13 protein-coding genes are annotated in these 12,089 nt (G+C 72.1%); 4 read left to right on the top strand and 9 right to left on the bottom strand.

Translation table 11 applies throughout. From position 1 onward, the window contains the following. Positions 1-53 precede the first annotated feature (53 nt). Entirely contained in the window at positions 54-1,358 is a 1,305-nt protein-coding gene (locus AB0D93_RS21820) for a serine-threonine protein kinase (protein ID WP_362121669.1), read from the bottom strand. 83 nt (positions 1,359-1,441) lie between these two features. Beyond that, the gene (locus AB0D93_RS21825) at positions 1,442-2,662 is read right to left on the bottom strand and encodes a DUF1343 domain-containing protein (RefSeq protein ID WP_362121671.1); all 1,221 of its coding nucleotides are present in this window, start codon (positions 2,660-2,662) and stop codon (positions 1,442-1,444) included. Between the two features lie 104 nt (positions 2,663-2,766). Here AB0D93_RS21825 and AB0D93_RS21830 point away from each other — a divergent pair, with 104 nt between their 5' ends. Genes AB0D93_RS21830 through AB0D93_RS21840 form a run of 3 tightly spaced genes read left to right on the top strand, consistent with a single transcriptional unit; the run spans position 2,767 to position 5,824 of the window. Beyond that, positions 2,767-3,540, top strand: coding sequence for an SDR family NAD(P)-dependent oxidoreductase (locus AB0D93_RS21830; protein ID WP_362121673.1), 774 nt, complete (start codon positions 2,767-2,769; stop codon positions 3,538-3,540). Beyond that, positions 3,537-5,204 (top strand): AMP-binding protein, encoded by a 1,668-nt coding sequence (locus tag AB0D93_RS21835; protein WP_362121675.1) that lies wholly within the window; start codon positions 3,537-3,539, stop codon positions 5,202-5,204. Before AB0D93_RS21830 ends, AB0D93_RS21835 begins: the two co-directional genes overlap by 4 nt. Before the next feature lie 26 nt (positions 5,205-5,230). Beyond that, positions 5,231-5,824, top strand: a complete 594-nt coding sequence (locus AB0D93_RS21840) for a TetR/AcrR family transcriptional regulator (RefSeq protein WP_362121677.1) — start codon at positions 5,231-5,233, stop codon at positions 5,822-5,824. Between the two features lie 70 nt (positions 5,825-5,894). Here AB0D93_RS21840 and AB0D93_RS21845 read toward each other — a convergent pair whose 3' ends face one another. The 3 genes from AB0D93_RS21845 to AB0D93_RS21855 all read right to left on the bottom strand — a co-directional run bounded on the left by AB0D93_RS21845 (position 5,895) and on the right by AB0D93_RS21855 (position 8,606). Further along, complete coding sequence (locus AB0D93_RS21845; RefSeq protein ID WP_362121679.1) at positions 5,895-7,109, bottom strand: acyl-CoA dehydrogenase family protein; 1,215 nt, start codon at positions 7,107-7,109, stop codon at positions 5,895-5,897. A 6-nt stretch (positions 7,110-7,115) separates the two neighbouring features. Then, complete coding sequence (locus AB0D93_RS21850) at positions 7,116-8,138, bottom strand: phosphotransferase family protein (protein ID WP_362121681.1); 1,023 nt, start codon at positions 8,136-8,138, stop codon at positions 7,116-7,118. A gap of 168 nt (positions 8,139-8,306) precedes the next feature. Next, entirely contained in the window at positions 8,307-8,606 is a 300-nt protein-coding gene (locus AB0D93_RS21855; protein WP_362121683.1) for a hypothetical protein, read from the bottom strand. 112 nt (positions 8,607-8,718) lie between these two features. Between AB0D93_RS21855 and AB0D93_RS21860 the strand changes: the two genes are divergently transcribed. Continuing rightward, a complete protein-coding gene (locus AB0D93_RS21860) occupies positions 8,719-9,726 on the top strand; it encodes an NADP-dependent oxidoreductase (RefSeq protein ID WP_362121685.1) in 1,008 nt (335 codons plus the stop codon). Between the two features lie 30 nt (positions 9,727-9,756). Here the strand turns inward: AB0D93_RS21860 and AB0D93_RS21865 are convergent, their stop codons facing one another. Genes AB0D93_RS21865 through AB0D93_RS21880 form a run of 4 tightly spaced genes read right to left on the bottom strand, consistent with a single transcriptional unit; the run spans position 9,757 to position 11,915 of the window. Beyond that, the gene (locus tag AB0D93_RS21865) at positions 9,757-10,080 is read right to left on the bottom strand and encodes a DUF202 domain-containing protein (protein ID WP_362121687.1); all 324 of its coding nucleotides are present in this window, start codon (positions 10,078-10,080) and stop codon (positions 9,757-9,759) included. Beyond that, positions 10,068-10,460, bottom strand: coding sequence for a DUF202 domain-containing protein (locus tag AB0D93_RS21870; RefSeq protein ID WP_362121689.1), 393 nt, complete (start codon positions 10,458-10,460; stop codon positions 10,068-10,070). Before AB0D93_RS21870 ends, AB0D93_RS21865 begins: the two co-directional genes overlap by 13 nt. Positions 10,461-10,481: 21 nt before the next feature. Next, on the bottom strand, positions 10,482-10,997 hold the full coding sequence (locus AB0D93_RS21875) for an NUDIX domain-containing protein (protein ID WP_362121691.1): 516 nt from the start codon (positions 10,995-10,997) through the stop codon (positions 10,482-10,484). 21 nt (positions 10,998-11,018) lie between these two features. Continuing rightward, complete coding sequence (locus AB0D93_RS21880; RefSeq protein ID WP_362121692.1) at positions 11,019-11,915, bottom strand: DMT family transporter; 897 nt, start codon at positions 11,913-11,915, stop codon at positions 11,019-11,021. Between the last annotated feature and the right edge of the window lie 174 nt (positions 11,916-12,089).

The following is a 12,089-nucleotide window of genomic DNA, read 5'->3' on the forward strand; positions in this document are numbered from 1 at the left end:
GGTTGGTCAACGCCTGTTGGTCAACACCCGTAGCAACTGCAGGTGGCCGCAGGTCAGGTGATGTGGCCCGCCGCCAGCACCAACCGGGCCAGTTCGGGGTGCACGATGTCGCTGTGCGCCCCGGACGGCGGGCCGCCGTGGCAGACGACCGAGGCCGCGTCGACGTTCACGCACCCCGACTCGGGCAGCGGGCCGCCCAGGGCCGCGGCGAGGTCCATCCGGGCGGTGCCCGGCACCGCCTGCACCCCGTCGTGCCCCATGGCGCCCCACTCCGGTCCCAGCACGGCCGCGATCTCGCTGCCGGCGCACGAGCGGTCGTCCCCGGCCAGCCGCGAGGCCAGCGGATAGAAGGTGCCGAGGGCCGCGTCGAAGTGCGAGTAGCAGCACACCAGCGGGCCGTCGACGCGCCGCTGCCGGCCCTGCAACGCCCCCGATTTGCCGGGAGCCTGTGGCACCCGGTCGGCGAACGCGTAGTGCGAGAAGGCGCCTTGGAGCAGGGTCACCGACTTCACCGCGCGCACCCCGTCGGGCAGCCCGCGCAGCGCGAACGACACCAGTCGTCCCCCGAAGCTGTGCCCGACCAGATGCACCCGCACCCCCGGCGCCGCCTGTGCGACCTGCCCGATCACCGGCCCGAGGCCGTGCTCGCCGACCGTCCCGGCGCGCCGTTTCATCGTGTAGTAGGTCGCCTGCCGCAGCAGCTCCTTGGCGCCGTCCCATGGGTTCGGGATGCTGAATCCGGCCGGCGTGCCGGGTGACCGCACCGCGGCCAGCGCCTCGGCGAACTCGTCGCAGGCGGTCGCCGGGTCCTCGGTGAACACGGTCGGCTCGCCTTCCTCGTCGGTGTCCGCCACACCCGCCCGGCCGCCGTCGTCCACCAGCAGCCGCACCAGCCGGCCGAAGTCCGTCAGCCCCTGGGCCCCGCCGGGCCGTTCGTCCAGCATCCGGGCCAGCTGGTCGACCACGGACGTCCGGCCCGGGAAGGTCTCCAGCAGGGCGCGCCGGGTGTCCTTGTCCAGGGCCGGGGACGGTGCCGCCGCCTCCGCCGCCTCGGCCGCCACCGACCTCGGGAAGTCCGGGATCGGCTCGTCGCTGAACCGCATGGACGGCCAGATCACTCCCACGTACCCGAGCCGGGCCCGTGGGGCGAGTGCCGGGAGGGGCGCGAAGAAGCGGCGGTACAGCGCGGTCGCGCCCGAGCGGTCGTTGTTCCAGCCGTGCGAGAAGACGATCAGGTCGCGGACGCCGTGCTCCGTGACCTGCCGCAGCAGTCGGTCGCGTTCGGGGCCGTCCACGTCCCCGTCCGCGTCGAAGGTCAGCTCCCAGTAGGGAGTCACGCTCATCCCAGGATCCGCCATGCCAGGCTCCCTCGTCCCCCCGGAATCCATGCGTCTCGGACGCATCGTCCTGCGGCGGGGCAAGGTTGGCCATACACCGCGTCTCACCTGTAGAGGAGATATTCCTTTCGAACCCTGCGGAACGCGGCCAGTTCCTCCTGCCAGGCGCCGGTCACCTCGTCGGTGGCCGCCCCCGCGTCGATCATGGTGCGCACCCGGGTGGAGCCGGTGAGCTTGTCGATCCAGTTGTCCGGCCGCCAGGCGAAGCCGTCCCAGACCTTCTTCGCGGTGACCAGGAGCCCGATCCCGGTGCGTACGGGGTCGTAGGCGGCCCGGTCGTGCACATGGATCTGCACCCCGCCGACCGTCTTGCCCTGGAACTTGGAGAAGGTGGGCGCGAAGTACGCTTCCCGGAACCGCACGCCGGGCAGGGCGAGTTCGTTCGCCGCGGCGGCCCAGCGGCCGTCGACGCCGTCGGCGCCGAGCAGTTCGAAGGGTCTGGTGGTGCCCCGGCCCTCCGAGAGGTTGGTGCCCTCGAACATGCAGGTGCCGGAGTAGACGAGGGCGGTGTCCGGGGTCGGCATGTTCGGGCTCGGCGGCACCCACGGCAGCGTGGCGGTGTCGTACCAGTCCGTCCGCTTCCATCCGCTCATCAGGACGGTGTCCAGCGCGACCGGCCTGCTCAGGAACTCGCCGTTGAACAGCCGCGCCAGCTCCGCGACGGTCATGCCGTGCGCCTGCGCGATGGGCTGCCGGCCGACGAAGGTCGCGAACTCCTTGTGCAGGACGGGCCCTTGGGCCGCGCGGCCGGTCACCGGGTTGGGCCGGTCGAGGACGACGAACCGCTTGCCCGCGAGTTGCGCGGCCTCCATGCAGTCGTACAGCGTCCAGATGTAGGTGTAGAAGCGGGCGCCCACGTCCTGGATGTCGAAGACGACCGTGTCGACCCCCGCGGTGGTGAAGATGTCGGCGAGTTGCTGTCCGCTCTTCAGGTACGTGTCGTAGACGGGCAGCCCCGTCGCCGGGTCGTCGTAGCGGCCCTCGGATCCGCCGGCCTGCGCGGTGCCGCGGAAGCCGTGCTCCGGGCCGAAGACCGCCCTCAGGCCGACGCGTGGGTCTGCGTGCATGACGTCGACGATGTGCCGGACGTCGCGGGTGACGCCGGTGGGGTTGGTGACGACGCCGACGCGCTGTCCCTGCAGCAGGGAGTAACCGTCGGCCGCGAGTCTCTCGAAGCCGGTGTGCGGTCGTTCGCGGTGTCGGGGTGCGGCGGGCAGGGCCGCCATCGAGGCCGATGCGAGGACGTTCCGTCGAGACAGATGCATGGCTAGAGGTTGGTGCGATGACCCTTCCTTCACACATACCGACCGGTTAGTCTGAACCGGTCAGAGCCGATGCGCGCCGCGCGAAGTCGTGTCGAAGGAGACCGATGGTGGAAGCCGTGCAGGATGCGGGAGTGGTCGTCACCGGGGCCGGCGGTGGGATCGGGGCCGCGCTGGCCCGGCGGTTCGCCGCCGGGGGAGCCCGGGTCGTCGTGAACGACCTGGACGGCGACCGGGCCAAGGCGGTGGCCGAGGAGATCGGCGGGATCGCCGTGCCGGGCGACGCCTCCGCGATCGTCGGCGACGCCCGTGAGGCGCTCGGCGGTACCGTCGACGTCTACTGCGCCAACGCCGGTGTCGCCTTCGAGGACGGCGGCGAGGCGGGGCCGCTCGACGAGAGGACCTGGGCGGCCGCCTGGGACGTGAACGTGATGGCGCACGTCCGCGCGGCGCACGAGCTGCTGCCGTCCTGGCTGGAGCGGGGGGCCGGCCGGTTCGTGTCCACGGTGTCCGCCGCCGGGCTGCTCACCATGATCGGCGCCCCCTCCTACAGTGTCACCAAGCACGGCGCCTACGCCTTCGCCGAGTGGCTGTCGCTGACCTACCGCCACCGGGGCGTGAAGGTGCACGCGATCTGCCCGCAGGGCGTGCGCACGGACATGCTGGCCGCGACCGGCAGCGCCGGGGACCTGGTGCTGCAGCCGACCGCGATCGAACCGGCAGCCGTCGCGGACGCCCTGTTCCGCGGCATCGAGGAGGACCGCTTCCTGATCCTGCCGCACCCCGAGGTGGCCGAGTACTACCAGGCGCGGGCCGCCGATCCGGACCGCTGGCTGAGCGGCATGAACCACCTGCAGCGCAAGTGGGAGGAGGCCCGGTGACCGGCTCCCGGTACGCGGCACGGCCCTGGCTGGCCCTGCTCGACGACGCCCAGCGCGCTCCGATCGACCCCGTCGACTCGCTGGTGCACGCCCTGCGGGCCGCCGTCGGCGAGGCACCCGAGCGCACCTTCCTGGCCTACTTCGACGCCCGACTGAGCTATCGCGAGGTGGACCAGCTGAGCGACTCGGTCGCCGCCCACCTCGCCGCGCGCGGGCTGGAGCGGGGCGACCGGGTGGCCGTGCTGCTGCAGAACTCCCCGCACTTCGTGCTCGCCGTGCTGGGCGCCTGGAAGGCCGGCGCGACCGTCGTCCCGGTCAACCCCATGTACAAGTCGGCCGAGGTCGGGCACATCCTGCGGGACGGCGAGGTGGCCGCGCTGGTCTGTTCCGACCGGGCCTGGGAGTCGTATCTGCGCGAGGCGGCCGACGGGACGCCGGTGCGCACCGTGCTCACCGCGTGCGAGCTGGATTTCCAGACCCGCAACGACGCGCGCGTGCTCGGGTTCGAGCGGCTGCCGAAGGCGCCGGACGCCGACGACCTCGTGGCCGTCGCCCGGCAGGGCGGCAAGGCGCCCGAGGGCCGGGAGCCGCACCCGGACGACATCGCGCTGATCAGTTACACCTCGGGCACCAGTGGAACTCCCAAGGGCGCCACCAACACGCACGGCAACATCATGCACAACGCCGAGCGGCAGCGGACCGGGCTCGCGCTGCCCGCGGCGCCGGTCTACTACGCGCTCGCGCCGCTGTTCCACATCACCGGCATGGTCTGCCAGTTCGGGGCCTGCCTGAACAGCGCGGGCACCCTGGTGCTCGCCTACCGGTTCGAGCCCGGACTCGTCCTGGAGGCCTTCGCCGAGCACCACCCGCACTACACGGTCGGCCCGTCCACCGCCTACATGGCGCTCGCCGCCCACCCGGACTCCTCCCCGGAGCACTTCGCCTCCTTCGTGAACCTGTCCTCCGGCGGCGCGCCGGTGCCCCCGGCCCTGGTGGAGAAGTTCCGCGAGCGCTTCGGGCCGTACATCCGCGTCGGCTACGGCCTCACCGAGTGCTCCGGCCCCTGCGCCGCCGTCCCGCCCGGTCTGGAGGCCCCCGTGGACCCCGTCTCCGGGACGCTGTCGGTGGGTCTGCCCGGCGCCGACACGGTCGTCAGGATCGTGGACGAGCAGGGCGAGGAGGTGCCCTTCGGGGAGCAGGGCGAGATCGTCGTACGCGGGCCCCAGGTGATCCCCGGCTACTGGGGGCGCCCCGACGCCACCGCCGAGTCCTTCCCGGACGGCGAGCTGCGCACCGGTGACATCGGCTTCATGGACGAACAGGGCTGGCTCTACGTCGTCGACCGCAAGAAGGACATGATCAACGCGTCCGGCTTCAAGGTGTGGCCCCGCGAGGTCGAGGACGTGCTGTACACCCACCCGGCGGTGCGCGAGGCGGCCGTCGTCGGTGTCCCCGACGGCTACCGCGGCGAGACCGTCAAGGCGTACATCAGCCTGCGTCCGGACGCCGACACGGACCCCGATGAACTCGCGGTGTACTGCAAGGAGAGACTGGCCGCCTACAAATACCCGCGGCAGGTGGAGATCCTGCCCGACTTGCCCAAGACGGCAAGTGGGAAGATCCTCCGTCGGGAACTGCGTTCCCATGCGCAGGGCAATCGGTAAGCATCTCTGGAAGGCAGGTGGCGGCAGTGCCCAGGACGACGGACGGAGACGGGACGCCCGTCCCGCAGCGGCTGCTGGCCGCCGCCACCCGGCTCTTCGCCGAGCGGGGTTACGACCGCACCTCGGTGCAGGAGATCGTGGAGGCGGCCGGCGTCACCAAGGGGGCGCTGTACCACTACTTCGGCTCCAAGGACGACCTCCTGCACGAGGTGTACGCGCGCGTGCTGCGCATCCAGCAGGAGCGGCTGGACCACTTCGCCGGCATGGACGCGCCGGTGGAGGAGAGACTCAGAGCCGCCGCGGCGGACGTGGTCGTCACGACGATCGACAACCTCGACGACGCGATGATCTTCTTCCGGTCCATGCACCATCTCAGCCCGGAGAAGAACAAGCAGGTCCGCGCCGAGCGCCGGCGCTACCACGAACGGTTCCGCGCGCTCATCGAGGAGGGCCAGAAGGAGGGCGTCTTCTCCACGGCGACCCCGGCCGACCTGGTCGTGGACTACCACTTCGGCTCCGTCCACCACCTGTCCACCTGGTACCGCCCCGACGGCCCGCTCACCGGGCAGCAGGTCGCCGACCACCTCGCGGATCTGCTGCTGAGGGCGCTGCGCCCGTAGGGGCATCCCGACATGCGTAAGGGGCGGTCGCCAGGCGACCGCCCCTTACGCGCGTTCCGCGCACCGTGCGCTACAGGTACTTCTTCAGCTCCTGCCGCGCCAGCGACCGCTGGTGCACCTCGTCCGGGCCGTCGGCCAGCATCAGGGTGCGGGCGGCCGCGTACACCTCGGCCAGCGGGAAGTCCTGGCTCACGCCGCCCGCGCCGTGCAGCTGGATGGCGCGGTCCAGGATGCCGACCACCGCGCGCGGGGTGGCGATCTTGATGGCCTGGATCTCCGTGTGGGCGCCCTTGTTGCCGACGGTGTCCATCAGCCAGGCCGTCTTCAGCACCAGCAGCCGCAGCTGCTCGACGGTGACCCGGGCGTCGGCGATCCAGTTCTGGACGACACCCTGCTGGGCCAGCGCCTTGCCGAACGCGGTACGCGAGACGGCCCGCCGGCACATCAGCTCGATCGCCCGCTCGGCCATGCCGATCAGCCGCATGCAGTGGTGGATCCGGCCGGGGCCGAGCCGGGCCTGGGCGATGGCGAAACCGCCGCCCTCCTGGCCGATCAGGTCCGTCACCGGCACGCGCGCGTGGTCGAAGACCACCTCGGCGTGGCCGCCGTGCGAGTGGTCCTCGTAGCCGAAGACCTGCATGGCGCGCTTGACGGTCACGCCCGGGGTGTCGCGCGGGACCAGGACCATCGACTGCTGGCGGCGGATGTCGGCGCCGTCCGGGTCGGTCTTGCCCATCACGATGAAGATCTTGCAGTCCGGGTTCATCGCGCCGGAGATGTACCACTTGCGGCCGGTGATGAGGTAGTCGTCGCCGTCCCGCTCGATGTGCGTGGTGATGTTGGTGGCGTCAGAGGAGGCGACCTCCGGCTCGGTCATCGCGAACGCCGAGCGGATCTCACCGGCCAGCAGCGGCTCCAGCCACTGCTTCTTCTGCTGCTCGTTGCCGAACTGCGCCAGCACCTCCATGTTGCCGGTGTCGGGCGCGGCGCAGTTCGTCGCCGTGGGCGCGAGGTGCGGGGAACGGCCGGTGATCTCGGCGAGCGGCGCGTACTGGAGGTTGGTCAGTCCGGCACCGTACTCGGCGTCCGGCAGGAACAGGTTCCACAGGCCCTGCCTGCGGGCCTCGGCCTTCAGCTCCTCGACCACCGCCGGGGTGTCCCACGGGGAGGCGAGCCGCGCCCGCTGCTCCTCGGCGACCGGCTCGGCCGGGTAGACGTACTCGTCCATGAAGGCGAGCAGCTTGGCGCGCAGCTCCTCGGTGCGCGCGTCGAACGCGAAGTCCATGACCGGTCAGCCTTCCTGAAGAGTGGTCAGTCCGTGGTCGATGAAGACGGGTACGAGATCGCCGATCCGGTCGAAGCCGCGCCCGACCGTCTGGCCCAGCGTGTACCGGTAGTGGATGCCCTCCAGGATCACGGCGAGCTTGAACCAGGCGAACGCCGTGTACCAGGAGACGCCGGAGACGTCGCGCCCCGAGCGCGCCGCGTACCGCTCGATCAGTTCCTGCGGGGAGGGGTGTCCCGGGGCCTCGGCGGTGGTGGAGACGGGGGAGTCGGCCGTGCCCAGCGGCTGGCTGTACATCACCAGCAGGCCCAGGTCCGTGAGCGGGTCGCCGAGGGTCGACATCTCCCAGTCGAGGATCGCCTTGATCCGGTCGTCGTCGCCGATGAGGACGTTGTCGAGGCGGTAGTCGCCGTGCACGACGCAGGGAGCGGGCGAGGCCGGCAGCCGGCGCCCGAGGGCCGCGTGCAGCTCGTCGATGCCCGCCAGTTCGCGGTTGCGGGAGGCGGCCAGCTGCTTGCCCCAGCGGCGCAGCTGCCGGTCGAGGAAGCCCTCCGGGCGGCCGAAGTCCTCGAGGCCCACCTCGGCGGGATCGACCGCGTGCAGGTCGACCAGCGTGTCCACCAGGGACAGCACGGCGTTCCGGGTGCGCTCGGCACCCAGCGGGGCGAGCTGGTCCGCCGTGCGGTACGGCGTGCCCTCGACGAACTCCATGACGTAGAACGGCGCCCCGAGCACCTCCTCGTCCTCGCACAGCAGCACCGGGCGCGGGACCGGCACCCGGGTAGGGTGCAGGGCGCTGATCACGCGGTGCTCGCGCTTCATGTCGTGCGCGGTGGCCAGGACATGGCCGAGCGGCGGCCGGCGTACGACCCACTTCGAGGTGCCGTCGGAGAGCGCGTAGGTGAGGTTCGACCGTCCGCCCTCGATCAGCCGGCCGGTCAGGGGGCCGGTCACCAGACCGGGGCGCTCGCGGTCGAGCAGGGCGCGCAGCCGGTCCAGGTCGAGTCCGGGCGGGTGGTCGGCGCTCATACGTCACTCCTACGAACGGGTGAACAGGACTCACTTATGATGCCGACCGGTCGGTATGTAGTCCAGTGGGTGACCCCAACATCAGGTCAAACGTGATCGGGGCCACGATATGCCGACGGCCCCCGGGCGCGAAGCCCGAGGGGCCGTCGGTCCCTGTTCCCGACGTGGTCAGTGGTCGTCCCAGTGTCCCTCGTGCTCGGCGTGCCGGTGCCCGTCGTGCAGATAGTCGACGTGGTCGCCGTGCGTCACCTGGGCGTGCCCGCACTCGTCGTAGTGCACGTGTTCATGGCCCTCGTGGACGGTGTGGCCGGCCGGTTCGCACTCGTCCCAGTGGCCGTCGTGTTCGCGGTGCAGGTGCCCGTCGTGCGCGTAGTCCAGGTGGTCCCCGTGCGTCACGGCGTTGTGCCCGCAGCCCGGACCGTGGCGGTGCGTGCCGTGTCCGGTGTGTTCCTGGTGAAGGACGGTCATGGTGCTCACCTTCGGGATACAGGGATCTGACGGCGGAAAGGCTATGCGGGAGGCGGCGCATATCGGCGCATACCGCTTGCGTGGCGTACGAGTACCCCGGAGGGTCGAGGGCATGAAGGGCATCAGCTACCGCCGCTACGGCGGACCCGAGGTGCTGGAGTACGGCGAGCTGCCCGACCCGAAGGTCGGCCCCGACCAGGTGCTGGTCGAGGTTCGCGCGGCGGCCGTCAATCCGGTCGACTGGAAGTGCCGCGAGGGCCACCTGGACGCGTTCCTGGACGCCGTCTTCCCCGTCATCCCGGGCTGGGACGTCAGCGGGGTGGTCGTCCGGCCCGGGGCCTCGGTCACGGAGTTCGCGGCCGGCGAGGAGGTCATCGGCTACTGCCGCGAGGACTTCCTCTCCCGCGGCACCTTCGCCGAGTACGTCGCCGCGCCCGTGCGCACCCTCGCCCGCAAGCCGCGCAACCTCTCCTTCGAGGAGGCCGCCGGACTCCCGCTCGCCGGGCTCACCGCCTACCAGGTGCTCGTCAAGGCGCTGGAGGTCAGGGGTGGCGAGACCGTGCTGGTGCACGCGGCGGCCGGCGGGGTCGGCTCCCTCGCCGTCCAGATCGCCGTCCACCTCGGCGCCCGGGTCATCGGTACGGCGAGCGAGCGCAACCACGCCTTCGTGCGCGGCCTCGGCGGCGAACCCGTGACCTACGGCGAGGGCCTGGCCGAACGGGTGCGCGGGCTCGTCCCGCAGGGCGTGGACGCGGTCTTCGACACCGTCGGCGGCGACACGCTGCGGACCTCGGCCGACCTGCTCGCCCCGGAGGGCCGGCTGGCGTCGATCGCCGACCCGGACGTGCTGGGTCACGGCGGCCGCTACTGCTTCGTCCGCCCGGACGCCGGGGACCTGAAGGAGCTCTCCCGCCTGGCCGAACAGGGTGCCGTCCGCGTCCACGTCCAGGAGACGTTCCCGCTGGAGCGGGCGGCGGACGCGCAGCGGCTGAACCAGGAGGGCCGCACCCGCGGCAAGATCGTGGTCACGGTGCACAGGGAGGAGACAGGGGAGGACGGCGTCTGGGCCAGGGAAGAGGGGAGCGCTCTCTACAGCGCCAGTCAGGAGGGCACCTTCTAGACCTCTGGACCACCAGCGCGGCCTGGACTTCTAGACCACCAGCGCGGCCGCGCACACCGCCAGGGCCAGCGCGTACAGCGCGGCGGCCGTCGCGTGCCGGGGGGCGAGCACCCGTGGACGCGGGCCGGCCGTGAGGGCCCGGATCCGGCGGTGGGCCACCCCGAGAAAGCCCAGGAAGAGCAGACAGCACAGGGCGCAGACGGCCACCGCGGTGACCGAGACGCCGCCGTGCAGGGCGGTCTTGAGCGCGAGTACGGCGGCGACACCGGCCGAGAGGGTCGTGCGCCGCCAGGCCAGCCGGGTGCGCTCCGGCTGCAGCCCCGGGTCGCGCCCGCCGGTGCTCACCCCGCCCATCCGGCCAGCACCACCACGACCATCGCCACGGCCACCACCGCGACGACCAGGCTCAGCACCGCCGGGAACCGGGACGCGGGCAGGTCCTCGCCACGCCGCATCGCCCGCTCGCAGCGCACCCAGTGGTTCACCGCGCGCAGGGAGCACAGCACACCGGCGCCGAGCAGCGCGAGCGCGAGACCGACCCGCCACCCCCAGCGCAGGCCGGGCAGGAACTGGTCCACCGCGAATCCGCCGCCGATCAGCGCGAGCGCCGTGCGCAGCCAGGCCAGAAAGGTGCGTTCGTTGGCCAGCGAGAACCGGTAGTCGGGCGTGCCGCCCTCGTCCCGCACCTGCTCCGGCGCGAACCACAGCCGGATGTTCTGTACGAATTCGCTCACGCGGCCGACCCTACCGGGCGGTCACCGGCCCGCCCGGAACGCCTTCAGCCGCTCGTACGCCGCCAGCCCGTCCGGCACCCACTCCCAGGTGCCGAGGCGCCGCTCCACCTCCTCGTCGGGCAGGAAGCCGTGCCACTGGACCTCCTCCGCCTGAGGGCGCACGGGCAGCTCGCAGCGCACCTCGTACACCGCCGACCACCAGCTGTTCCCGGCCCCGTCGTCGTACAGGAACTTGAAGAGGAACGAGGGCCGGGGCAGCCCGCTCACGCCCAGCTCCTCCTCGGCCTCCCGCAGGGCGGCCTGGTCGTAGGACTCGCCGGCCCCGACGACCCCGCCGACGAACGTGTCGTACAGGGAGGGGAAGACCAGCTTGGTGGCGGTGCGCCGGTGCACGAAGAGCCGGCCGTCGGCGTCCCGGGCCTCGATGAACACACAGCGGTGGCGCAGCCCCCGGGCGTACGCCTCGCCGCGCGGGGACTGGGCGATCACCTGGTCGTGCTCGTCGACGATGTCGAGGATCTCCTCAGCAGGGTTCATGGCCCCATCCAAGCAGGGGGCTCAGCGGCGCTGGAGATCCCGGGCCGAGGGCTCCGGCTCCGTCGGGCCGCACGGCATCGCCGGGTGCAGCCCGAGCAGCACGATGCCCGTGACCACCGCCGCGAGTCCGGCCGCCTCCCAGGCCAGCGCTCCGGTGTCGGTGCGCAGCCGGTCACCGAGGAAGCCGACGCCGCACAGGATCCCGGCGAGCGGCTCGGCGGCGGTCAGCGCGGGCAGCGACATGCGCAGCGGGGCCGTCTCGAAGGCGCTCTGCACCAACAGCAGCCCGGTGGCCCCGCACACCAGCACGCCGTAGGGCTGCCAGCTCGTGAACAGCTCCGTGAAGCCGCCCTCGGAGAACCGGGTGCCGCTCACCCGGGTCAGCGCGTCCTGCACGCCGTACAGCAGCCCGGCGGCGGTGGCCAGCAGCACCGGGCCCCAGCTCAGCCGGGAGCGCTTGCCGTACGTCGTGAGCACCAGGGCCGCGCCGACCGTCGCGCCGATGATCAGCCAGTGCCGCAGCGGATCGGACACGGCGCTGCCGGCCCGCGGCTCGCCCGCCATGATGAACGCGCTCACCCCGCCCGCGAGCAGCAGCAGCCCGGCCCAGCCCTGGCGGCCCAGGGACTGCCTGGTCTGGTACCGGGACAGGGCGAGCGCGAACAGCAGGTTGGTCGCCAGCAGCGGCTCGACCAGGGAGATCTCGCCCTTGCCGAGCGCGATCGCGCCGAGCACCATGCCCGCGATCATCAGCCCGAGCCCGCCCAGCCAGCGCGGCACCCGCATCAGGTCGAGCAGCAGCCGGAACGACAGGAAGTCGCTCAGCGGTGCCTTCTGCGCGGCGTTCTGCTGCAGGACGAATCCGAGGCCCAGACAGCAGGCGGCACTCACGGCGAGAAGGAGAACCAGAACGGACACGCTGCGTACCTCGATCATCCGGCCGGACCACGGGTGCGTAGTGGCCGACTGTAGCGCCCCCGGTACGGCATTGACCCGGAAGCACGGGGAACAGGGCAGTTGACTCGCCATGGTCGGGGGCCCGGCGGCCCGGCGCCATGGCGTACGCCACAGCCCGCCGCCGGGTACCCCCGC

The sequence above is a fragment of the Streptomyces sp. NPDC048191 genome, from assembly GCF_040652655.1.
Lineage (GTDB): Bacteria > Actinomycetota > Actinomycetes > Streptomycetales > Streptomycetaceae > Streptomyces.

Excerpts from the sequence above, each read along its gene's own strand:
- AB0D93_RS21845 (WP_362121679.1), bottom strand. The coding sequence starts at position 7,109 with ATGGACTTCGCGTTCGACGCGCGCACCGAGGAGCTGCGCGCCAAGCTG.
- AB0D93_RS21865 (WP_362121687.1), bottom strand. The coding sequence starts at position 10,080 with ATGGGCGGGGTGAGCACCGGCGGGCGCGACCCGGGGCTGCAGCCGGAG.
- AB0D93_RS21860 (WP_362121685.1), top strand. The coding sequence starts at position 8,719 with ATGAAGGGCATCAGCTACCGCCGCTACGGCGGACCCGAGGTGCTGGAG.
- AB0D93_RS21855 (WP_362121683.1), bottom strand. The coding sequence starts at position 8,606 with ATGACCGTCCTTCACCAGGAACACACCGGACACGGCACGCACCGCCAC.
- AB0D93_RS21850 (WP_362121681.1), bottom strand. The coding sequence starts at position 8,138 with ATGAGCGCCGACCACCCGCCCGGACTCGACCTGGACCGGCTGCGCGCC.
- AB0D93_RS21820 (WP_362121669.1), bottom strand. The coding sequence starts at position 1,358 with ATGGCGGATCCTGGGATGAGCGTGACTCCCTACTGGGAGCTGACCTTC.
- AB0D93_RS21825 (WP_362121671.1), bottom strand. The coding sequence starts at position 2,662 with ATGCATCTGTCTCGACGGAACGTCCTCGCATCGGCCTCGATGGCGGCC.
- AB0D93_RS21875 (WP_362121691.1), bottom strand. The coding sequence starts at position 10,997 with ATGAACCCTGCTGAGGAGATCCTCGACATCGTCGACGAGCACGACCAG.
- AB0D93_RS21830 (WP_362121673.1), top strand. The coding sequence starts at position 2,767 with ATGGTGGAAGCCGTGCAGGATGCGGGAGTGGTCGTCACCGGGGCCGGC.